A 20,370-nucleotide genomic window follows, 5' to 3' on the forward strand; every position below is an offset into this window, starting at 1 on the left:
TTAGCCGTTCCTGACGTGAACGACTCGAAGCCTGCTTGACCCCCACACGGCTGCCGCGCCCGCAAGGATAACGACCAAAATTCCGACACAGTAGAGCGTCACCGAGCCGTACCCGTTGGCAGGGTTGAGGAACGGGTAGGGAACCCAGCCGTCCGTTGCCCCACGAATCAGCACGACGGTGACCCATGCCGCCGGGTAGAACAGGATCACCCAGATCGTGCGCCAACCGAGCGGGGGCCTGTCATCGAACACAAGCCAATCAATAGCAACGTACAGGGGCAGCACCACATGAAGCATGCTGTTTGCCCAGGGGAGCGAAACGCCGCCGGCAACGTTTGTAAGCAAGGTGTTGTAGACAACACCAACGACGATCATGTATGCGACGGCAGAACCCCTGACAAGCTGCCAAGCCGATGAAGGCGGCTTGGCAGTGAACGCCAGAACGGCAGTGACGATGAGAACAACAACCATGATCAAGTTGCCTTGGATGGTGAAAAATCCAAAGAAATTGAACGGGTTAACGGGGGCGTTCGACGCGGAATCGAAAAACGTCGCCACAATGGCGGCCACAGTGGCCAGCGCAAAGACAAGCCTCAGCAAGGCAACGACTTGTGCAGGGACCCCTGTGCGGCGATCCGAGCTTTCCGCTGGTTTTGGGCCTTCCGGGGTTGTGACCGTTGCGTTGGCCGTTTCCGCGTTGGCTCGGGCGTCTGGCCGTGGTTCAGTCATAAGATCACCTTCGCGTAGTGAGGAGTAGAAGTTATCTTTTCACCAACTACGGTCTGGCAGAAGCCTTACGACCTAATCCACCTGAAAGCCGGCGGCACGAAGCGCATCGGCCATAGCGCTATTTGCGGGTGCAGGCTTCTCCGAACGGGGTCGGCTGCTCTGAGCCGATTTACCGCCTGTTTGTCCCCGGTTGCCGGTGCTCGCGCCGCGAGGTGCCTGCCTGGCCCCGCGTTCGCCGCGGCCGCCAGCACCGGAGGTTCCTCCTGGCGTCGGCTCGTCGTCGAGGCGCAGGCTCAACGAGATGCGTTTCCGGTCGACGTCAACATCCATGACCTTGGCCCGAACAACGTCACCCGGCTTCACCACCTCGCGAGGGTCAGAAACAAAGCGGTCGCTCAGCGCCGAGACGTGAACGAGGCCGTCCTGATGGACCCCAACATCCACAAACGCTCCAAAGGCCGCCACATTGGTCACAACGCCCTCAAGGACCATCCCCGGCCGCAGATCAGAGACTTTCTCGACGCCATCCGCGAAGGTGGCCGTGGCAAATGTTGGCCGCGGATCGCGGCCAGGTTTCTCGAGCTCTGCAAGCACATCGGTGACAGTTGGCAACCCGAACGTCCCATCCACAAGATCGGCGGCGCGCACCTTGCGAAGCGCTTGGCCGTTGCCAAGCAGCGTAGGAACGTCGGCACCCGTTACCTGAACGATGCGTCCCACAAGCGAATACGCCTCAGGGTGGACACCCGAAGCGTCGAGAGGGTTCTCTCCATCACGGATTCGAAGGAATCCGGCACACAGCTCAAACGCCTTCGGCCCAAGGCGCGGCACCTTCGCGAGGGCCTTCCGAGATGTGAAGGGCCCGTTGGCATCACGAAATTCGACGATGCTTTCTGCCAGCCCAGGGCCGATACCAGAAACACGGGTCAGCAGGGGAGCAGAAGCGGTGTTCAGGTCGACCCCAACGCCATTTACGCAGTCCTCAACTACCGCGTCAAGCGAACGAGACAGCGAGAAATCGGGCAGATCATGCTGATACTGTCCAACGCCAATCGACTTTGGGTCGATCTTTACGAGTTCGGCGAGTGGATCCTGCAAACGACGGGCAATCGAAACAGCACCACGGATCGAGACGTCAAGCTCTGGCAACTCCTGGGAAGCAAAAGCAGAAGCCGAGTAGACCGACGCTCCAGCTTCAGAAACAACGACCTTCGTAAGCTTTCGTTCGGGCCGCAACTTGACGAGTTCAGCGGCGAGTTTATCGGTCTCCCTCGACGCCGTTCCATTTCCGATAGCGATCAGTTCAATATTGTGCTTCGTGATGAGCGCATCCAGCGTCACGAGGGAGTCCTGCCACTTATTGTGCGGCTGGTGCGGGTAAATGGTGTCGTATGCGACTACTTTTCCAGTAGCATCCACCACCGCAACTTTTGTACCAGTGCGCAGCCCCGGGTCAAGGCCAAGTGTGGCCCGAGGCCCAGCGGGTGCCGCGAGCAACAGATCGCGGAGGTTCGACGCAAACACCTTAATGGCGTCTTCTTCAGCTTTCTCGCGCAGGCGGGTCCGCAGATCAAGCTCAAGGCGCATCAGGATTCGGCCCCGCCAGCTCGTGCGCACAGCGCTAACAAGCCACGCATCCGCGGGCCGCCCCTGCTGGCTCACGCCAAACTGGGTGGCGATGGCCATTTCGTAGGGCGTCACTGCGAGCGGATCAGCCTCTTCGCCCTCGGCCGATGGGTCAACCGAAACAGAAAGGACCTCTTCCTTTGCCCCTCGGAACAGTGCGAGGATGCGGTGCGACGGAAGCTTGGTCAGCGGTTCGGAGAAATCGAAATAGTCGGCAAACTTGGCCCCCTTCAGCTCTGCGCCGGGCTTGACCGTCGAAACCATGCGGCCTTCCGACCACAGCCGCTCGCGGAGTCGACCGATGAGATCGGCATCCTCGGCGAAGCGTTCAGTGAGGATGTTGCGGGCGCCTTCAAGCGCGGCGGTGGCGTCCTTGATGTCCTTCTCGTCGTTGAGATATCCGGCGGCTACCTGCTCAGGCACAAGCGTCGGGTCTGCGAGGAGAGCATCAGCGAGTGGCTCAAGGCCCGCCTCGCGGGCAATCTGTGCACGAGTGCGGCGTTTGGTCTTATACGGCAAATAAATGTCTTCAAGACGGGCCTTCGAATCAGCCGCGTGAATTTGCGCTTCAAGTTCTGGAGTGAGCTTGCCCTGCTCTCGGATTGAATCGAGCACGGCCGTACGGCGGTCAGCGAGTTCGCGCAAGTAGCGCAGCCGTTCCTCAAGTGTGCGAAGCTGCGTGTCGTCGAGCATCCCAGTGACTTCCTTGCGATACCTGGCGATAAACGGGACCGTCGAGCCACCGTCGAGCAGCGCAACGGCAGCCCTCACCTGTTCCTCTCTGACACCAAGCTCATTAGCAATCTGCTGCTGAATAGACGGAAGGGGAATGCTGGATGCGGTTACTACAGAAGTCACACATGAATTGTGACAGGTCTCACTGGGTATCAAGTTCGCACGTGGCCGCCAACTGCAAAAACAGGAGGAGCTGAGACATCGAAGAGCGGATACAACGCCAAACTGTGCTTGTCGCCTTGTCGCCTTGTCGCCTTGTCGCCTTGTCGCCTTGTCGCCTTGTCGCTGTGTTGCTGTGTCTCCTTCATCGTGTTGCCGTGTTGCCGTGTTGCCGTGTTGCCGTGTCACCGTGTCGCCTCGTCCGCCCGTTCTCGACCAAATGTCAGTGGCCCATGCTTGGCTATGGGTATGAGCCTTCACCTGCACATGATCACCATTGACTCCCTTGACCCAATCCCGCTCGCCCGCTGGTGGGCTGCCCGTCTTGGCGGCGAAATTGTTGCCGAAAATGATGGGTGGTTCGTCATGGTGAAGATTCCTGGGTGGGAGCAGGCCCTCGGTTTCCAAAAGGTCGAGGCCGTGACCGAAGGCAAGAACAAGATCCACCTCGACATCGCGACGGAAGACCCCATTGCCGAAGTCGCCGCGTTCATCCGGGAGGGCGCCACAAAAATTGCCGTGCACGAAATGCCTGGCTTTAGCTGGACCGTGCTGGCTGATCCCGACGGCAACCAGTTCTGCGTTGGTGTCAACTAAAACGCCTGCCGTAATTAGGCGGCTGCCCCGCCGAGACCGCGTTCCGCCGCAAGCCGTTGCAGGTGCTCCGTCTCGTTGATTGAGATTGCCACATAGAAATGGGGGCCGTCCTCGTCTGCCCGAAGCGTGTACACGTACTCGGCATCCGTTAGCTCGCTGCCAGATGCTTCCGCAAAATGCCAGCGAAGCCGCACTTGAGTGATTCGTTCGGTGACGTTCACCCGTTCCAACAGGTCATACGTGACCCGCGCCAACCCAAGCAGCCGATAAAACGGGTACGCCTGAGCCAGGCCAAGCGCCATGTCAGCTCGAGAGTTCAGAGAGCCAGCAAAATCATCGGTCAAGATAGTGCCGGGCAGCCCCCACAGTGCTGCCGAAGCCTCCGCGTTGAAGTCCTGCAGAGATTGACCATAGGTATCAAGAAACCCGCGAAGGTCCTCGTCACTGAGCACGTTGGTGTCCTGTGAAGTAATCATGGCCACAGATTACGTCCGCCGCGGTTATGCCCGCTAGGGGGTTGCACCTGTGCGCAGAGAATGCTCGGCCCCAAAACCACACCGCATCACCGGCGCTTGACGCGACCAACCCCACAGAACAGAATGGCCAAATGAACACACCAGATGACGCCCCGTCAACTCCGCCGAAACCACGGAAGGCAGCGCCTGAGAAATCAGCGCCCGTCACCTCGCCGGCGATCGAGCCCTTTGTGGTGAAGGATGCCGAGGCCTGGCGGACCTGGCTCGACGATAACGAAGAACTCAACGACGGTGTCTGGCTTGTGCTCGCGAAGAAGGGCACAACACAACCAACCTCACTGAGCTATGCGCAAGCCCTCGACGAAGCCCTCTGCAGCGGCTGGATTGACGGTCAAAAACGCAGCCTTGATGCGGCAACATTCCTCCAACGATTCACCCCAAGACGGCCCAGAAGCATATGGTCGGCCCGAAACGTCGAACACACCGAACGATTGACAGGCGAAGGGCGGATGCGCCCCCGTGGTCAAACCGAGATCGATAAGGCAGTTGCCGACGGGCGCTGGGATCGGGCGTATAAGGGCTCGTCAACCATTGAGGTTCCGGAAGAGCTCGCGAATGCCCTCGCCGCCTCTCCAGTGGCGGCCGAGCGTTTCAAGTCGCTGACCGGTCAGAATCGATACGCGTTCTTGCACAGGGTTACCATTGGGCGCACCCCCGAGTTGCGGGAGCGCGCGGCCGAACGGCTCGTTGAGAAGCTCGAACAGGGCGTGACTCCGTACGAACAGCCTGAACCGCAGACGCCCACGCCGGCATCCGGATCGTAGAAGCCCACCCAATCCGGGACGCGGTTCGTTGCCGAGGAGGGCCACCTCGCGGCTTCGCGAACACCACAGCTCACTCGAATGAGCGACCGATCGCGCGCAGCCGCAAACAGCTACGCCCGTCTGGCCCCACCCGCCCTAGGCTCCGAGCGGCGAATCAACCAGCGACGGCGTGAGCCCAGCAGGCAGCGGCGTAGCATGCACAACAACAAGATCCTGCGTCGCCCGGCTGAGGGCAACGTATAGGTCGCGGTACTCGGGCAGGGTGAGTTCGCGTTCAGCTGTTCCAGGCTCCACCACGATGACCCGGTCAAACTCGAGACCCTTTGAATCGCGAGGGCTTCCCACCCAGAGGCGCTCCTCCCCTGTGGATGGGGCCGACCGGGTACCGGCCTTGGCCTCAGGCGATGACGCTCCGAAACCAGCATCCACGCCCGTATTGAGCAACCGCACGGCTTCGCGTAGCTGACCAGCGAGCGTGTCGGAGGTTCCAACGCCAGCAATGATCGCAACGGTGCCCTCCGTGGTGTCCCGCAAGAACTCCGTCGCCTCTGCGAGCACGCGGGCAACGATATCGTCTTCGGCGACTCGGTCGAAGGTGGGCGGTCGGCCGGTTGAGCGGATGGATGCCGAAGGCCGCTCGCCGGGATCAATCACCGAAAGCACACCGGCCGCAATGTCCATGACTTCGGCGGGCGTTCGGTAATTCACGGTCAGATCTTCGCGACGGTATCGGCGGATTTGTCCGCCGAAGATTCCGTCCCAGTCGGCGCGACCGAGCGTGACGGAGGCCTGGTGGATATCGCCAACCAGCGTCATCGACTGCGTTGGGCAGCGACGGATGAGCGAGCGAAGTGCCATCGGGGTGAGTTCTTGTGCCTCATCAACGATGATGTGGCCGTATGTCCACGCTTCGTCGGCGTAGGCGCGCTCGGCTACCGTGCGATTGTCGCGCTCCTGGTGTCGGTCGACGAGCTCGCGCGCGCTGACCGACGACGCCTCGTCGGCATCCTCCCCCGTGCTGTCGCCAAAAATGTCGAGCACTCCCTGCGCGTACTGCAACTGCTGCGAATCCGCGGCGCGTGCCCGTGCCCGAGCCCTGATTTCAGGGCGTGGATCGTTGCCAAGCAGCTCTTGAGCCTCGTCGAGCAGGGGGATATCCGATTCGCTCCAGCCCGACGCGTCGTAGCTTGCGAGCAAGGTTTCGCGTTCATCGCGCGAAAAGCCGTGAGTGCAGGCGGTGAGTTCGCGGGGGTCGGTGAGGAGCCCCCTGAGGAGTTCGCTCGGGGAGATGATTGGCCAGAGGATGTCGGCTGCCGCGTAAACGGCATCGTCCTCTGCGAGTTCGCTTGCGAGGTCGGCAATATCCTCGGCGCTGCTTGCCGAGTAGAGGCCCTGCAGATCACCCGACGACAGCGCGGTCTTGGCGACTAGCCGACGGAAACGCGACTCAAACACGGTTCTTGCCTGGTTGTGTGGCCTGCGGAGGCGACGCATCTGTTTGCGCAGCTCGGCGAGGTCGGAAGCGGACAGGGTGACCGCATCCCCCGAATCGAGCGTGACGGTCATGGGCTGGTTGCTCGAGATCTGCTTGCGCTCAACCGCGCGTTTGATGACACGGCTCAGCTCAAGGCGGCCCTTGAGTTCGGCGGCCGCGGTTGGGTCGGTCCTCGTCGCAGTGATGCCTGGCAGCAGGTCGCCAATCGTCGTCAGGATGGCGCTGTCTTCACCGAGCGACGGGAGCACGTTGCCGATGTAGCGAAGGAAGGTTGGGTTTGGGCCAACAATGAGCACGCCGGATTTTGCGAGCCGGTCGCGGTGCTCGTACAGCAGAAACGCAGCCCGGTGAAGCGCAACGGCGGTTTTGCCGGTTCCTGGCCCGCCCTGTACCAGCAGGGTGCCACGAAGCTCTGATCGGATGATGTTGTCTTGTTCGCGCTGGATGGTCGCGACAATATCGTTCATACGGCCGGTGCGGTGCTGGGAGACCGCCGTCATGAGGGCGTTTGAAACCCCAACGGAAGCAGCCCCCTCAGGGAGCTTGCTCGGGTCGAGCGTTTCGGTGCTGACCCGAGTGATGGTCCAGCCGCGTGACTCGATTGTGCTGCGATCCTCCGTGCCATCGGGCTGAAGCGGGGTCGCGGTATAGAAAGGTCGGGAGACGGGCGCGCGCCAGTCGACGAGCAGCGTATCCTTTTCGGCCGGGTCGGTGATGCCCATCCTGCCGATGTACCAGCGTTCTCCGTTGAGCATCCCAAGGTGTCCAAACATGAGCTTTTCGCCGGCCGATTCGAGGCGGTGAAGCTGCTGTTGCTGGTGGGCAGCCCGCGCGTCGCGTTCCCAGAGTTCACTTGCGTCGCCCGTTTCGCGGAGGGTTGCCGCGAGGCGGGCACGCTCCTGTTCTGCGAGTTGCGCGATGACCGCCCTGAGCGTGTCGAGGCGGTGTTGTGCTGCGTCTGGCGTGAGAATACGTGAGTCCTTCGACGGGGCGGGTTGGGATGTCGTAGACGGTTAAGCTATCAGGTTGCGAGGGTATCGTGAGTTCATGGCATCCAAGGTTTCCGGCATCGCCCGTCTTACCCTCACAACCGTTGTTGTAGCGCTCGCCGCGGTTGGCGTTGCGGTGCTTGCGGTGTTTACAACAGTTTTTATCTTCAAACTGTTCCTGATCGGAGTCGCGCTTTTCTTGTTGCTCATCGCCGGCGGCATGATCGGTGCCACCGTGATCGGGCTTCGGCTCAAGCGGATGATGCAGAACGAGGCCCCCATCGTCGGGGAATGGCACGAGGGTGGCGCGGGGCAGGGGAGCGGGCAGTCGTCTGCAGGCCAAGCATCCGAGCCGCCGCAGATCTTTGAGCGGGGAACCCCGGTGAGCGGTCCCATCATTGACGCGCGGCACGACGATGGGCCGGCGAGAGCAACGCCGAGCGGCCCATCCGCACCGATCATTGGTACCTGGCACGACGCGTCACCGGCCGATGATGGCGACGACCGAGACGCACGAGACGCCTAGTAGCCGGGCGGCTCAGGTTTGGGGCTATCCCCGAGCCGAAGCGGTCCGTGGTTGGATGGTCGTATGAGCGCGACGATCAGCACGAGTGACTACATCAGCGATTTTTCGAGGTTCATTGCGGCGAGCCCATCGTCGTATCACGCCGCAGCTGAGGCCGGTAGGCGCCTCGACGAGGCCGGATTCACGAGGCTGAGCGAATCGGAACAGTGGCCGACCTCGCCAGGAGGACGCTACGTCATCCGCGACGGCGCCATTATCGCCTGGGTGCAGCCGGAGACAGCCGATAAGGATACCCCGTTCCGCATCCTTGGCGCACACACCGATTCGCCAGGGTTTAAGCTCAAGCCCAAACCGACTATCGGCTCAAACGGTTGGCTGCAGGCAGGCGTTGAGGTATACGGTGGCCCTCTGCTGAACTCATGGCTCGACAGGGAACTGGAGCTTGCTGGGCGGCTCGTCACACAGGACGGGGCCGAGTTCCTCGTTCGGACCGGGCCGTTCTTGCGCATCCCACAGTTGGCCATTCACCTCGACCGCGACGCGAACTCGGGCCTGACACTTGACCGCCAGCGCCACACCGCGCCGGTCTTTGGCGTTGGTGATGACGGGCAGGCTGACCTGATCGCGCATCTCGCGATGCTTGCGGGTGTTGAAGCAGACGAGGTCGCTGGGTACGACATCCTGACCGCTGATACCAACCCGCCAGCGCGTTTTGGGCTTGAGGACTCCCTGTTCGCCGCGGGGCGGATGGACAACCTGTCTTCCGTGTTTGCAGGGCTCAATGCCCTCATCTCGCACTCGGATGCCGGCGAGGCAGACAGCGCAGGCAACATCAGCGTGCTTGCCGCGTTCGACCATGAAGAGCTTGGCTCGGAATCCAGATCAGGGGCGAGCGGCCCGTTGCTGGATGACGTGCTCACGCGCATCGGCGCCGGTCTTGGTGCCACAGCGACCGACCGCCTCCGTGCCTACGCCGAATCCTGGTGCCTCTCGTCTGACGCCGGACACTCGGTGCACCCAAACTACGCTGAGAAGCACGACCCCGCCAACCGGCCAGTGGCTGGGGGTGGCCCGCTGCTGAAGATCAATGCGAACCAGCGGTACGCGACTGACGCCCACGGGGCTGCCCTCTGGTCTCGCGCCTGCGCCGCGGCTGGCGCTGAGTATCAGGAGTTTGTCTCGAATAACACCGTTCCGTGCGGCTCGACTATTGGCCCTCTGACGGCGACGCGGCTTGGCATCCGCACCGTCGACGTTGGGGTTCCCCTACTCTCGATGCATTCAGCTCGGGAGCTTGCGCATGTTGACGACCTGTGGGCGCTCGCGGCGGCCGTGCGGATGTTCTTCGCCGGGGTGTAGCCGGTCCGTCTGGTCCCGCCTGATCCCGCGCGGTCGCGCCTGATCCCGCGCGGTCGTGCTCGGTTCAGTAGGCGGCTTCATCCATTCGCCTCCTGTCCTGAAAGATACGGCCAAATCTCGGAATCTGGTGCGAATGGATGCTCAGAACTCCTCCGGGAAGCCGCAGCATATCGATTGACGATACTAATGATAAACGATATGTTTAACGGACTGTTCGCCACCCCAAAGGAGTTCACATGTCCGTTACACGCGAAATGAAGCAAATCCGCCGCGACCAAATCGGCCTGCTCATGCTCTGTGTCGGGTGCACCGTCGGCGGCGTTATTGTGTTTGCCAGCCTGCTCACTTCGTTCATCATTCGAATCGTGAACGGAACCGTTGATATTGTCGCCGACTTTGGCCTCGAGTTCGCCGAGGTTACCGCGCCAAATGGCGTCACATTCTCCCCAACGGGCGTCACACAAACCGTCGTTGCAGCAGGCGACCTGCCCGCCGGCGCACTCGTGTTGCTGAGAGCGGGGGAGGCCTCGGCAATGGTGCTCTGGCCCGCCGTCATCATGTTGATCGGGATGTTCGCCTGGTACATCGGCAAGGGGCGCGCATTTGGGCGGCAGTCGCAGCGCACCCTCTCGTGGATTGCCGCATTGGTGCTGGCACTCATGGCGGTCCCCGGCTTCCTGAATCTCATGGGCACGAACTGGGCGCTCTCCTCAGTAGGCTGGGGCTCGTACCCCGACCCGCGAAGCTACTCCGGTGACTACTGGGTTATCTACTTGGCCCTGTTGTTCTGCGTGTGTGTGCAGATCGGATTCCGCACAGGGGCCCGACTCGATCGTGACCAGGAAGGCATCATTTGACTCCCCAGCAGGAAGACAGAGACCACCTCATCGTGTGCCGGCTGGATGCCCTGCTCGAGGAACGCGGCATGACGCTCGTTGAGCTGGCGAACCAGGTCGGCGTGACCGTCGTGAACCTGTCGATTTTGAAGAATAACCGCGGGCGGGCTATCCGCTTCAATACCCTCACCAAGCTGTGTTTGGTGCTCGACTGCACCCCTGGCGATCTGTTTGTGCTCGCCAAGGAGGCCAGGTAGGGCTGAGCCGGCTTGCCGAACCGTCATCTGTTCGCCCCAAAATCCGGTATTTCGAGGCTGAATGCCGGACTTTGGGGCGAACAGATGGTCTGCCCGGTGTGCCCGGTCCGGCTCGAAGGGGTGCGTGCCGAGTCGGCTAGAGGCGCGAAAGCTGTTCTTTCCAGACCGCGCGCCAGCGCTCAGTGTCCTCTTTGGTGCCAAGTTTGCTGTGCTGCAGGCTGAGGCTGCACTTCTCGGGGCTTTTTGCGTAGATGCTCACGTTCACCCGGCCGCCGTCGGTGAACGAGCAGCGCCAGTAACGCCACTTTTCGGTGCCGCTCGAACTGGGTGGGGCTTCGAGGGGGACACCGTCGAGCTCGACCACGTCATCCATGAGCGCAACCATTTTTGCGAGGGCCTCGTCGAGGGTTCCCTGAACGGTTTTGCTGACCGATACTTGAAAGTCACCGTCGCAGCTTTGTCCGGGAATCCGGATGCCAACGTGCTGTTCGTAGGCAATCGCGATGTTCTGGGCCCACCAGTGCTGGTTGGCGAGGTCGGGGGCATCATCAACGAGGATGGAGTACGCGAGCTTCGCGATGTCCTTGTGTTCCATTGTTGCGGCGTTCTGCGCGGCGAAGCGGGCGAGCCAGTCGTCCCAGGTGATGCCTGTGGCCTGCTCGATGGGGGAGGTCTCGGTCGCTTTGGTCATGGCACCAGTGTAAACGCGGATGCGCGGCGCGCGAAGGGATGGGGCGGCGGCGTGAGCGTGCTGCGCCACTCCGGGGCATGCCCGGGGCACGCCCGGGGCGCTCCGTGCCACTCTGTGCTGCCCTGTGCTGCCCTGTGGCACTCCGGGGCGCATCAGTCGCCACTGCGGAGCCTGGCTGATGTCCATCGGGTAAGGAGCGGAGGGCGGCGGGCAACTAGCCGTGGGTAGTGGGTAACGACCCGCGAGCACCGATCCGCGAGCGCCGACCATCGATCAACGATCAACGATCAACGATCCACGATCCACGATCCCCGACTCACGATCCACGCCCCACGACTCACGGTCCACGACCGGCACGCCTGAAGTAGTGCGTGCTGCGCTACACTCATCGTGCGGAAAGGATCGCCCATGACACGGAACGGCGCCATTGTCACCCAACAGAGTCTGCGTGACCAGGTTTTGGCGATACTTCGAAAGCGACTTGCTGTCGGCGACATGGTTGCCGGTGAACTGTACTCGGCTACCGCCATTGCGACCGAGTTGGGCGTCTCCAGCAGCCCGGTCAGGGAGGCGCTGCTCGCGCTTGTCGAACAGGGCGTCATGGAGCCCATCCGCAACCGGGGGTTTCGGGTAGTTCCTATGACTGAGCGGGACCGGAAGGACGTGCATAAGCTGCGCCTGCTGATTGAGGTGCCGACCATGCTTGAGCTGGTTGGGCATCCAGAGATGGAGCGGCGAGAACACGAGTTCCGCGCGATCGCTCATGAGATCGTGGATGCAGCCGACCGTGCAGACTATGTGGCCTATCTTGCAGGGGATCGCAGCTTTCACCTCGGGCTGCTTGGTATTACGGGCAACGAACGTCTTGTTGCGCTCGTCGAAAACCTGCGCGACCAGACTCGCCAGGGCGGCCTCGTTTCGCTGTTTGAATCTGGTCAGCTTCGAGATACTGCCGAGGAACATTTTCTGATTCTGGATGCCCTCATGGCAAAAGATTCACGCCTGGTTGAGAGCCTCATGGTCGCGCACTTAGATCATGTCGTGGCTGACTGGGGCCCTGCGGACTCATAACTGCGGCCCAAATCCTACGACCCAAATCCACCTGACCCAAATGTGTCTATTTCGCCAGGAATAGACACATTTGGGTCATCTCGATTGCGGGGCATGGAGAGGTAGTGGGTGATGTTCTACCCAGTGGCTGGGTGTGGATGCGGTGAATGCTTCCCTGAAATATCCGGCGGATTGTTGCTTGACCGGCGCCGGCCCGCCATGTAGCGTGTAATGCACTACCCAAATGCGAGTGCAGCGCGCACAGTGATGTGCGAGACGCCCAACTCCGAGACAGATCCAACTACCTGTCAGATTGCGAAGGACTTTCCATGAGCATCCCCAACTCCAGTACCCCATGGCGCGGCGTCTATGTCGCCAGCGCCCTCCCGTTTAATGACGATCTCTCGGTTGATTTTGATGGATTCGCTGACCACGTGCGATTCCTCGCAGAGAACGGCTGCCACGGCATCACGCCAAACGGTTCGCTTGGTGAATATCAAACCCTCACCGCCGAAGAGCGGGCGCGTGTTGTCACCACCGCAGTTGAGGCTGCTCCCGATGGCTTCGGCGTCATGCCGGGAGTTGCGGCGTACGGCGCCCTTGAGACGGTCCGCTGGGTTGAGCAGGCGGCGGATGCCGGTGCGCAGTCGGTCCTCATGCTTCCGCCAAACACCTACCGGGCCGACGACGAGGCCGTGCTGCATCACTACCGAGAAGCCGCGAAGGTCGGCCTCCCCATCGTGGCCTACAACAATCCCTTCGACACCAAGGTTGACCTTCGCCCCGAACTGCTCGCCCAGCTGCATGACGAGGGGCTCATCGTCGCGGTGAAGGAGTTCACCGGCGACTGCCGCCGCGCGTACCAGATTCAGGAGCTGGCGCCCGAACTCGACATCCTCGTTGGCACGGATGACGTGCTGCTCGAAGTTGGCCTCGCCGGCGCAAAGGGCTGGGTTTCCGGCTACCCCAACGCCTTACCAAAAGCATGCGTTGAGCTTTACAACCTCGTGACATCTGGCGACGTCACCGACCTCAACGCTGCGCTGCCGATGTATCGCGACCTGCACGAGCTGTTCCGCTGGGATTCAAAGACCGAGTTTGTGCAGGCGATCAAGCTGTCAATGGACATGGTTGGGCTTAAGGGCGGGCCAACGCGTCCTCCGCGCGGTCCGCTGTCTGAGGCGGATGCGGCATCCGTCGTGCGCGCAACCGAGGCGGCGATTGCGGCTGGATACCGCTAGGCCCGGTGACTCGCGGCCGCGGTTGGAGTGACGCCAGGGTCGAGCCCGCGCCGATGATGGGGCAGGAATGAGTCCTAACACAACGCTTCCAGCGCGCGAACCGACTGCTATCGCTGAACGGTGACTGCCGGCTCCCACTCAACGCTTCGAGCCCGCGAAACGCAAACGACTCGTCGCGTTCCTCCTAACGTGGACGGAACGCGACGAGTCGTGTATGCGGCTGATGCCTAGTGGCCGCGAGTGATCCATTCTTCGAGGTGTGGGGACTCGTCGCCGATTGTTGTGGTTTCGCCGTGACCGGTGTACACCACCGTGTCCTCGGGGAGTGGCAGTAGCTTTTCGGTGATCGAGACGATGATCGTGTCGAAGTTGCTGTGCGAGCGCCCGGTTGCGCCGGGACCGCCGTTGAACAGGGTGTCGCCCGAGAAGAGTGCGCCGAGTTCCCCGCTGTAGAAACAGGTTGAGCCGGGTGAGTGGCCTGGCGTCGCGAGGGCGGTGAGGTGCGCGCCGCCAACCTCGAAACGGTCGCCGTCGAAGATGGGGTGGTCTGGCAGCTCGGTGGAGTACACCTCGTCCCACAGCATCCGGTCGGCCGGATTGAGGTAGACCGGGGCGCCGGTGAGGGCGCGGAATCCACCTACCGAGCGGATGTGGTCGTCGTGGGCGTGCGTGAGCAGGATGGCCTTGACCCTGCGCCCGTCAACAACCTCGGCGATTGCCGCCGGGTCGTGGGCTGGGTCAATGACGATGACCTCGGAGTCGTCGCCAACGACCCAGACGTTGTTATCGACGTCCCAGGTGCCGCCGTCGAGCGAAAAGGTTCCGCTGGTTACGAGGTTTTGGATGCGTGTGCGTTCGTTCATCAGAGTTCAACCACCGATCGGAGTACTGTTCCTGCGTGCATTTTGGCGAAGGCCGCCTCAACGTCTCCGAGTCCGATGCGTTCGGAGACGAAGGCGTCGAGGTTGAGTCGGCCAAGTTTGTACTGCTCAACGAGCATTGGAAAATCGCGGCTCGGCAGGCAGTCGCCGTACCATGAGGATTTGAGCGAGCCGCCGCGGCCGAAGATGTCAAGCAGGGGCAGTTCAAGCATCATCTCTGGCGTTGGCACGCCAACGAGTACAACTCGGCCGGCGAGATCTCGGGCGTAGAACGCCTGCTTATAGGTTTCTGGTCGTCCGACGGCCTCGATGACAACGTCGGCTCCGTGGCCTCCGGTGAGGGCGCGGATGGCTTCGACCGGGTCTTCGTTGCGCGAGTTCACGGCGTGGGTCGCGCCGAGCTCAAGCGCGCGGTCGAGTTTTGCCTGGTCGATATCGACGGCGATGATGGTGGTTGCGCCTGCGAGCTGGGAGCCCTGGATGGCCGCGATGCCGACGCCGCCGCATCCGATGACCGCAACGGATTCGCCGCGCTTGACCTCGCCGGTGTTGATGGCAGCGCCGATACCGGCCATGATGCCGCAGCCGAGCAGCCCAATTGCGGCTGCGTCGGATTCGTCGTCAACTTTGGTGCACTGCCCTGCGGCAACGAGGGTCTTCTCGATGAAGGCGCCAATGCCGAGCGCCGGTGACAGCTCGGTGCCGTCTTCGAGTGTCATCTTTTGGGTGGCGTTGTGGGTGTTGAAGCAGTACTGAGGCTGCCCCTTTGCGCAGGCGCGGCATTCGCCGCAGACGGCCCGCCAGTTGAGGATGACACGGTCGCCTGGCTTGACCTCGGTGACGTCTGGTCCGACGGAGTTGACGATGCCGGTTGCCTCGTGGCCAAGCAGGAAGGGGAAATCGTCGCTGATGCCGCCCTGCTGGTAGTGCAGGTCGGTGTGGCAGACACCGCTCGTGAGGATATCGACGAGGGCCTCGCCCGGCCCCGGCTCGGGAACGAGGATGGTCTCGATTGTTGCTGGCGCGTTTTTCTCGCGGACGATTACGCCCTGAACCTTGTGGACCAAGTGTCACCTTTCGATAGTGGATGCGCGTGGCATCCGGGCGCGGACTGTGCTGCGCGGTGCCTCTACGCTACCGACTTTGGGCTGCGTTGGGGTCGCTGAATTGCCCGCCTGTGGAAACTCAAATCAAATCCACTTGCGCGTCTTGCGCACTACTGCGCAATCCGTAGTAGTGTGGTGTGCGTTACAGGAGGTCCCATTTGGATACCACTCAGCTCCTCAAAGGAGTGCTCGATGCCGCTGTCCTCGCGGTTGTCAGCCACGAAGACGGTTACGGTTACGACGTTGTCCGGCGGTTGCGCTCGGCGGGGCTCGACAACGTAGGCGACGCCTCGGTTTACGGCACGCTGCGACGGCTCTACACGGCCGGATCGCTGTCAACGTATGTTGTGGCCTCAGACGGCGGGCCAAACCGCAAGTACTACTCGATCACCTCGCAGGGGCACCACGCCCTCGCAGAGCAGCGGATCACCTGGGCCGCGTTTACGCAGTCGCTCTCGGCCCTACTCAACAACGCGGCGTCTCAGGATGCCGCCGGCGCACCTCCGAGCGGTGCCGTCTCGAACGGTGCTGCCTTGGGCAACACTGCGTTGGGCAATGCTGCGTTGGGTGATGGTACCCCGCACGGTGCACAGCGACTCGATGAATATGCCGACCCTGTGCCGCAGCCCCCGGCATCCACCATCCCAGCGGCAAGCGAAGCCGCCCGCCACAGCCTGACCGGAGCAGACCATGACGCATAACGCCAGCCTCATCCCAGACACCACGACCGAAGCTATTCGCGCGTTTGCCGCACGGGTGCGGGCGGCGCTCGCCGACCTGCCTGAGAGCGATGTCGCCGAGCTCACTGATGGGCTTGAGGAGTCGCTCGCCGAGCAGGCGGCGGATACTGCCCCTGGGCAGGCGCTTCCACATGAGGGCGATGCGGAGGCCTACGCCGACGAGTTGCGCGACGCCGCCGGATTGCCCAAAACCAGCGCTGGCGGTAACTCGGCGAATCCGACACCGTCGTTTGCTGCTACTCGCCAGCGGTTGCGAGACCTTCGTGCGTCGACGACGCGCTACGTCGAATCGCGGCCGGCGCTCTCCGGGCTCGCTGAATTTTTCGTGTCGCTGAGGCCGGCTTGGTGGGTGCTCAGGGGATGGGCCGTGTATAAAGTCATTGCCTTTGCGTTAACACAAGCGTTTTTCTGGAACAGCGGGCTGAGTTCCCTGTTGCCGCAGCGTCTTGCAGAATGGTTCGTCTGCGGGCTCGCCATTGTGGTCAGCGTGCAGTGGGGTCGGGGCAAGTGGATGCCGTTCGCCTGGATGCCCACGTTCCGCACGTTTGTGAGCGTTGGTGCGGTGGCGGTCATCGTGGTGGCCGTGCCGCTCATGTTGGAGCGCGCGAGTTCATACGCCTACAACCAGGTCTACGACGAGGGCGCGTCATACGACACCGAGAACGGGATGATCGTGAACGGCACTACCGTAGAGAATATTTTCCCCTATGACTCCGAAGGCAATTTGCTGAGCGACGTGCAACTATTCGACCAAGAGGGTCGGCCTATCGTGACGGTTGGTTGGGCCTCGGAAACGGACGCCCTGTATTCTGCGACGACCGACGGATCTGAATTTGCCCTCGTTCCTCGCCCAGTTGGCGCTGGCCTGCACGGTTGGAATATCTTCCCCCTGCGAAGCATGCCCGGGATGAACGGGGAATTCTCGACCGACACGAGTGGCGCACTCGACGTTTCAAAAGCAATGCCTGCGACCCCGCCGCGGATCACGGTGTACCCGCTGGTAGCCCTAAATGAAGAGGTGTTTGAGTCGAAGGGCGAGGGTGGGCCGGATGCGACCCCTGTGCCGACGATGACCCCGGTGCCGACCTCCGTGCCTGCTGAAACGCCTGCCCCTTAGCAGCAGGCCTAGCTGATCTTGGCAGATTGGTCGCAGATCCACCTACGCCGCCGGCGTTGGGTGGATCTGCGACCAATCTGTTGCTCGTTGTCCGTCCAGCGTTGCTAATTGTGGCCTCGAGTGCTGTAACTCTGCGAGGGAACTTTCCATAGCCCTAGGATGAATTGAGTGTCGATTTTTTTGCCAATAATTTTTATTGGGAGATCTAGTCGATGGCACCACAGCTATCAAAGGAGAGATGCATGGAATTTGCGGAGAAGCTTGCCAGCCTGTCGAATAAGGTCAAGCAACAACGTTCACAAATCTTGACGGAAGAAGCAGCGAAGAATGCGTTTGTGATGCCATTCATTTCGTTGATTTTGGGTTACGACGTTTTCAATCCGATGGAAGTCATTCCCGAGTTTGTTGCTGACGTGGGTGTGAAAAAAGGCGAGAAGGTTGATTACGCCATTGTTCGCGACGGTGAGATTCAGATGCTCATCGAGTGTAAAAAGACCTCGCAGGCACTCCGTATCGAGCACGCCAGCCAACTCTTTCGTTATTTTTCAGTGACGGCTGCGCGTGTGGCCGTGTTGACGAACGGTGAGGTCTATCAGTTCTACACGGATCTCGATTCGCCAAACAAGATGGATGAGAAGCCATTTTTGGTTCTGGACCTCGCAGATATCGATGATGCGCTTGTGCCTGAACTGCGCAAGCTTACAAAGGAAACATTCGATCTCGACTCAATCTTGAGTGCCGCTGGTGAACTCAAATACATCGGACAGATCAAGCGTGCCCTTGCCCAGCAGATTAAGGAACCGGACGATGAGTGGGTGAGGTTCTTCACCTCGCGAGTCTATGAAGGACAGTTCACTCAAAAAGTGCGCGAGCAATTTCGTGTGCTCGTTGCCAAGGCATCAAAGCAGTATCTGAACGACCAAGTAAATGAGCGGTTGAAAGCTGCGCTTGGCAGCGAAGAACGGGTCTCCGCTGCAAATGCGGTGATTGATCCTTCTGACATGAGTGAACTTGTGGCTGAGTCAGACGTAATCGACGGCGAGAAGGGGATTGAAACGACTCTCGAAGAGATTGAGGGGTATCAAATCGTCCGTGCGATTGTATGCAGCGACGTTCGCCTTGCGCGAGTCACTCAGCGCGATACGAAATCGTATTTTGGCATTCTCCTCGATGACAACAACAGAAAGCCGATCGCACGGTTGCACTTTAATCGTGCCCAAAAGTACTTGGGTTTGTTCGACGAGGACAAAGTCGAAACGCGCCATCCCATCGACTCACTGGACGAGATCTACGAGCATGTTGATCACTTGCGAGCGACCGTCGGAAAATACGAATAAGCGGCATTTTGGGCCTAGGATTTGGCTCTTGATGCGCGATGGTCGCAAAACAAGTGCAGGCAGATTGGTCGCAGATCCACCTACGCCGCCGGCGTTGGGTGGATTTGTGACCAATCTGTGCCAGGTCGGCTGTGGTAGAGGGGACGGGCAGTGAGCTTGGCGCAGTGAGCTGGTGGTTGCAAAGTCATCCCCTGGTACTAGGCGGGGGCGGCGTTAATGAGACTTCTGGGCGATTCGCAAAACGGGCTGGGTGCCTAGTTTTGAAGTATGAACACTTCTCGTAGCCGTAATTCCTTCGCTCTGTACCTGGCCGCCGCCGGTTCTGCCGGTGTGTTGGCCGCGATGCTCACGGGATGTTCGTCAGACCCGTCGCGCGGAGAGGCCAGGACGGTGACCTATGAGGTGACCGTCACCGGTGAGAACGTGAGTGAACTGACCGACGTGTCATACGAGGGGACGCCGACCGGTGGTTCTGTCGCCGACAAACTGGAGCGCAGGGATGCTGACGGCACCATTTCGACGGTCGGCGCAAAGAACTCCGAAGTCTGGCAAGCAAAGGCCCTCGTTGGCCCGAACTCTACCGCCGAAATTCGGGTGACGCCGCCTGCTGGTTCCACCGTGAAGTGCCGCATTATTGAAGATGGCGACACCGAGCTTGGATCCCACAGTGGCCAGCCGGGTCAGCCAGTGTTGTGCTCGGTGAAGACCCTACCTGTCGAATAGCCGCTGAATGACTCAGCCGCTGAGTTGCCGTGCCGTCGGACTGTGATGTCACCGGTCCGTCGATCTCGGGTGCCGTCCTATTGCCGTGCAGCCGGATTGTGATGCCTTCGGCCTGCTGATCTGCGGTGCCGTCGTGCCGTCCGACTGCCGTTCGGCTGCCGTTCCGTGGAGCCGCCGCTTTGCTGACAGGTGAACCGTATTGTTGCGCAGAGACGCAGAACCTATACCCCGAGGGCCATGCGAAGCCCCGAATCGATTTCGTGGATGAGGTATTCCGGGAGCTCGCCGACGATGCCATCGATGCGTGAGCGGTCTACCGTGCTGACCTGGGTAACTGAAACGACTGAGTCGCGGTCGAGTCCGCTCGCTGTGCTGGGCAAAAACACGTTGCCTGGTCGATCTGCGTGCATGGTGTTTGACGTGATCGCCGCGACAGTGATGGTAGCGAGCTGGCTGTTATTGAGCTCGTCTCGTTGAATGACCACCGCTGGGCGCCGCTTTGCGGTTTCGCTGCCAAGCGGCGTGCCAAAATCGATGATCACGACCGTGCCTCGGCGAATCACCATTGCTCGTCGGTCAGGAGCTCGGCAAAGGCGGGGATGGTCTCTTCTGAGCGGCGGATCTCAGCCGACTGTTCGCCGCCGGTGCGTTCGATTGCTGCGTTCATTTCGTTGGTAAGTTGCTCTCGGTTGAGCTCATCGAGGTAACGCTGAGCCGCGACTGAGAAGAACTCAGATCGGTTCATGTTGAGGAGGCGGGCTTGTTTCTCAACGGCCTCAAACGTGTTATCTGGGACTGAAATTGCGGTCTTCATGGGTGGAGTATAACTGAGTAATACCACGATGTCTCCTGAAACGTTTGGGTTTATGCGCGAAT

General features: G+C 61.0%; 22 protein-coding genes. 13 read left to right on the forward strand and 9 right to left on the reverse strand.

What is annotated here, in order from left to right; translation table 11 throughout:
- Both FHX76_RS12975 and FHX76_RS12980 read right to left on the reverse strand, forming a co-directional pair.
- On the reverse strand, positions 1–729 hold the full coding sequence (locus FHX76_RS12975; protein WP_167151262.1) for a Pr6Pr family membrane protein: 729 nt from the start codon (positions 727–729) through the stop codon (positions 1–3).
- A gap of 72 nt (positions 730–801) precedes the next feature.
- Entirely contained in the window at positions 802–3,213 is a 2,412-nt protein-coding gene (locus FHX76_RS12980; RefSeq protein ID WP_341777951.1) for a Tex family protein, read from the reverse strand.
- Between the two features lie 303 nt (positions 3,214–3,516).
- Between FHX76_RS12980 and FHX76_RS12985 the strand changes: the two genes are divergently transcribed.
- Positions 3,517–3,846, forward strand: a complete 330-nt coding sequence (locus tag FHX76_RS12985; RefSeq protein WP_243848796.1) for a VOC family protein — start codon at positions 3,517–3,519, stop codon at positions 3,844–3,846.
- Positions 3,847–3,860: 14 nt separating this feature from the next.
- Here FHX76_RS12985 and FHX76_RS12990 read toward each other — a convergent pair whose 3' ends face one another.
- Positions 3,861–4,322 carry a hypothetical protein gene (locus FHX76_RS12990; protein WP_208402673.1) on the reverse strand — a complete coding sequence of 154 codons (462 nt, stop codon included), beginning with the start codon at positions 4,320–4,322 and terminating at the stop codon, positions 3,861–3,863.
- Between the two features lie 131 nt (positions 4,323–4,453).
- On the opposite strand from FHX76_RS12990, the gene FHX76_RS12995 reads away from it, so the two are divergent.
- The gene (locus FHX76_RS12995; RefSeq protein ID WP_167151264.1) at positions 4,454–5,146 is read left to right on the forward strand and encodes a YdeI/OmpD-associated family protein; all 693 of its coding nucleotides are present in this window, start codon (positions 4,454–4,456) and stop codon (positions 5,144–5,146) included.
- A 135-nt stretch (positions 5,147–5,281) separates the two neighbouring features.
- Here FHX76_RS12995 and FHX76_RS13000 read toward each other — a convergent pair whose 3' ends face one another.
- Positions 5,282–7,414: a HelD family protein gene (locus FHX76_RS13000; RefSeq protein ID WP_167151265.1), complete on the reverse strand. Its 2,133-nt coding sequence runs from the start codon at positions 7,412–7,414 to the stop codon at positions 5,282–5,284.
- Between FHX76_RS13000 and FHX76_RS13005 the strand changes: the two genes are divergently transcribed.
- From FHX76_RS13005 to FHX76_RS13025, 5 genes are all read left to right on the forward strand, one after another.
- Positions 7,403–7,618, forward strand: coding sequence for a hypothetical protein (locus FHX76_RS13005; protein WP_167151266.1), 216 nt, complete (start codon positions 7,403–7,405; stop codon positions 7,616–7,618). The two genes, FHX76_RS13000 and FHX76_RS13005, sit on opposite strands and share 12 nt — an antisense overlap.
- 70 nt (positions 7,619–7,688) lie before the next feature.
- The gene (locus FHX76_RS13010) at positions 7,689–8,156 is read left to right on the forward strand and encodes a hypothetical protein (protein WP_167151267.1); all 468 of its coding nucleotides are present in this window, start codon (positions 7,689–7,691) and stop codon (positions 8,154–8,156) included.
- A gap of 63 nt (positions 8,157–8,219) precedes the next feature.
- Entirely contained in the window at positions 8,220–9,515 is a 1,296-nt protein-coding gene (locus FHX76_RS13015; protein WP_167151268.1) for a M18 family aminopeptidase, read from the forward strand.
- A 236-nt stretch (positions 9,516–9,751) separates the two neighbouring features.
- Positions 9,752–10,372, forward strand: coding sequence for a hypothetical protein (locus FHX76_RS13020; RefSeq protein WP_167151269.1), 621 nt, complete (start codon positions 9,752–9,754; stop codon positions 10,370–10,372).
- A complete protein-coding gene (locus FHX76_RS13025; protein WP_167151270.1) occupies positions 10,369–10,608 on the forward strand; it encodes a helix-turn-helix domain-containing protein in 240 nt (79 codons plus the stop codon). Before FHX76_RS13020 ends, FHX76_RS13025 begins: the two co-directional genes overlap by 4 nt.
- A gap of 136 nt (positions 10,609–10,744) precedes the next feature.
- Here FHX76_RS13025 and FHX76_RS13030 read toward each other — a convergent pair whose 3' ends face one another.
- Positions 10,745–11,299: a hypothetical protein gene (locus tag FHX76_RS13030; RefSeq protein ID WP_167151271.1), complete on the reverse strand. Its 555-nt coding sequence runs from the start codon at positions 11,297–11,299 to the stop codon at positions 10,745–10,747.
- A 408-nt stretch (positions 11,300–11,707) separates the two neighbouring features.
- On the opposite strand from FHX76_RS13030, the gene FHX76_RS13035 reads away from it, so the two are divergent.
- On the forward strand, positions 11,708–12,370 hold the full coding sequence (locus FHX76_RS13035) for a GntR family transcriptional regulator (RefSeq protein WP_167151272.1): 663 nt from the start codon (positions 11,708–11,710) through the stop codon (positions 12,368–12,370).
- 308 nt (positions 12,371–12,678) lie between these two features.
- Positions 12,679–13,590: a dihydrodipicolinate synthase family protein gene (locus FHX76_RS13040; protein WP_167151273.1), complete on the forward strand. Its 912-nt coding sequence runs from the start codon at positions 12,679–12,681 to the stop codon at positions 13,588–13,590.
- A 227-nt stretch (positions 13,591–13,817) separates the two neighbouring features.
- Here FHX76_RS13040 and FHX76_RS13045 read toward each other — a convergent pair whose 3' ends face one another.
- Together FHX76_RS13045 and FHX76_RS13050 are read right to left on the reverse strand one after the other, a co-directional pair.
- The gene (locus FHX76_RS13045) at positions 13,818–14,453 is read right to left on the reverse strand and encodes an MBL fold metallo-hydrolase (protein WP_167151274.1); all 636 of its coding nucleotides are present in this window, start codon (positions 14,451–14,453) and stop codon (positions 13,818–13,820) included.
- The gene (locus FHX76_RS13050) at positions 14,453–15,538 is read right to left on the reverse strand and encodes an S-(hydroxymethyl)mycothiol dehydrogenase (protein ID WP_167151275.1); all 1,086 of its coding nucleotides are present in this window, start codon (positions 15,536–15,538) and stop codon (positions 14,453–14,455) included. Before FHX76_RS13050 ends, FHX76_RS13045 begins: the two co-directional genes overlap by 1 nt.
- A gap of 197 nt (positions 15,539–15,735) precedes the next feature.
- On the opposite strand from FHX76_RS13050, the gene FHX76_RS16855 reads away from it, so the two are divergent.
- From FHX76_RS16855 to FHX76_RS13070, 4 genes are all read left to right on the forward strand, one after another.
- Positions 15,736–16,278, forward strand: coding sequence for a PadR family transcriptional regulator (locus FHX76_RS16855; RefSeq protein ID WP_386762460.1), 543 nt, complete (start codon positions 15,736–15,738; stop codon positions 16,276–16,278).
- Positions 16,268–17,434 (forward strand): hypothetical protein, encoded by a 1,167-nt coding sequence (locus FHX76_RS13060; RefSeq protein WP_167151276.1) that lies wholly within the window; start codon positions 16,268–16,270, stop codon positions 17,432–17,434. The genes FHX76_RS16855 and FHX76_RS13060 overlap by 11 nt, the downstream gene beginning before the upstream one ends.
- Positions 17,435–17,676: 242 nt before the next feature.
- Positions 17,677–18,771 carry a type I restriction endonuclease gene (locus tag FHX76_RS13065; RefSeq protein ID WP_167151277.1) on the forward strand — a complete coding sequence of 365 codons (1,095 nt, stop codon included), beginning with the start codon at positions 17,677–17,679 and terminating at the stop codon, positions 18,769–18,771.
- 267 nt (positions 18,772–19,038) lie between these two features.
- Positions 19,039–19,494, forward strand: coding sequence for a hypothetical protein (locus FHX76_RS13070; protein ID WP_167151279.1), 456 nt, complete (start codon positions 19,039–19,041; stop codon positions 19,492–19,494).
- Positions 19,495–19,715: 221 nt separating this feature from the next.
- Here the strand turns inward: FHX76_RS13070 and FHX76_RS13075 are convergent, their stop codons facing one another.
- Positions 19,716–20,060 (reverse strand): type II toxin-antitoxin system PemK/MazF family toxin, encoded by a 345-nt coding sequence (locus FHX76_RS13075; protein ID WP_167151281.1) that lies wholly within the window; start codon positions 20,058–20,060, stop codon positions 19,716–19,718.
- Positions 20,054–20,308, reverse strand: coding sequence for a ribbon-helix-helix protein, CopG family (locus tag FHX76_RS13080; RefSeq protein WP_167151283.1), 255 nt, complete (start codon positions 20,306–20,308; stop codon positions 20,054–20,056). Before FHX76_RS13080 ends, FHX76_RS13075 begins: the two co-directional genes overlap by 7 nt.
- Positions 20,309–20,370: the final 62 nt, after the last annotated feature.

The sequence above is a fragment of the Lysinibacter cavernae genome (assembly GCF_011758565.1).
Taxonomy (GTDB): Bacteria; Actinomycetota; Actinomycetes; order Actinomycetales; family Microbacteriaceae; genus Lysinibacter; species Lysinibacter cavernae.

What these genes read in the sequence shown, in the direction of transcription:
- FHX76_RS12975 (WP_167151262.1), bottom strand. Translation starts at nt 729, where the DNA reads ATGACTGAACCACGGCCAGACGCCCGAGCCAACGCGGAAACGGCCAAC.
- FHX76_RS12985 (WP_243848796.1), top strand. Translation starts at nt 3,517, where the DNA reads ATGATCACCATTGACTCCCTTGACCCAATCCCGCTCGCCCGCTGGTGG.
- FHX76_RS12990 (WP_208402673.1), bottom strand. Translation starts at nt 4,322, where the DNA reads ATGATTACTTCACAGGACACCAACGTGCTCAGTGACGAGGACCTTCGC.
- FHX76_RS12995 (WP_167151264.1), top strand. Translation starts at nt 4,454, where the DNA reads ATGAACACACCAGATGACGCCCCGTCAACTCCGCCGAAACCACGGAAG.
- FHX76_RS13000 (WP_167151265.1), bottom strand. Translation starts at nt 7,414, where the DNA reads ATGTTTGGACACCTTGGGATGCTCAACGGAGAACGCTGGTACATCGGC.
- FHX76_RS13010 (WP_167151267.1), top strand. Translation starts at nt 7,689, where the DNA reads ATGGCATCCAAGGTTTCCGGCATCGCCCGTCTTACCCTCACAACCGTT.
- FHX76_RS13015 (WP_167151268.1), top strand. Translation starts at nt 8,220, where the DNA reads ATGAGCGCGACGATCAGCACGAGTGACTACATCAGCGATTTTTCGAGG.
- FHX76_RS13020 (WP_167151269.1), top strand. Translation starts at nt 9,752, where the DNA reads ATGTCCGTTACACGCGAAATGAAGCAAATCCGCCGCGACCAAATCGGC.
- FHX76_RS13030 (WP_167151271.1), bottom strand. Translation starts at nt 11,299, where the DNA reads ATGACCAAAGCGACCGAGACCTCCCCCATCGAGCAGGCCACAGGCATC.
- FHX76_RS13035 (WP_167151272.1), top strand. Translation starts at nt 11,708, where the DNA reads ATGACACGGAACGGCGCCATTGTCACCCAACAGAGTCTGCGTGACCAG.
- FHX76_RS13040 (WP_167151273.1), top strand. Translation starts at nt 12,679, where the DNA reads ATGAGCATCCCCAACTCCAGTACCCCATGGCGCGGCGTCTATGTCGCC.
- FHX76_RS13045 (WP_167151274.1), bottom strand. Translation starts at nt 14,453, where the DNA reads ATGAACGAACGCACACGCATCCAAAACCTCGTAACCAGCGGAACCTTT.
- FHX76_RS13060 (WP_167151276.1), top strand. Translation starts at nt 16,268, where the DNA reads ATGACGCATAACGCCAGCCTCATCCCAGACACCACGACCGAAGCTATT.
- FHX76_RS13065 (WP_167151277.1), top strand. Translation starts at nt 17,677, where the DNA reads ATGGAATTTGCGGAGAAGCTTGCCAGCCTGTCGAATAAGGTCAAGCAA.
- FHX76_RS13070 (WP_167151279.1), top strand. Translation starts at nt 19,039, where the DNA reads ATGAACACTTCTCGTAGCCGTAATTCCTTCGCTCTGTACCTGGCCGCC.
- FHX76_RS13075 (WP_167151281.1), bottom strand. Translation starts at nt 20,060, where the DNA reads ATGGTGATTCGCCGAGGCACGGTCGTGATCATCGATTTTGGCACGCCG.
- FHX76_RS13080 (WP_167151283.1), bottom strand. Translation starts at nt 20,308, where the DNA reads ATGAAGACCGCAATTTCAGTCCCAGATAACACGTTTGAGGCCGTTGAG.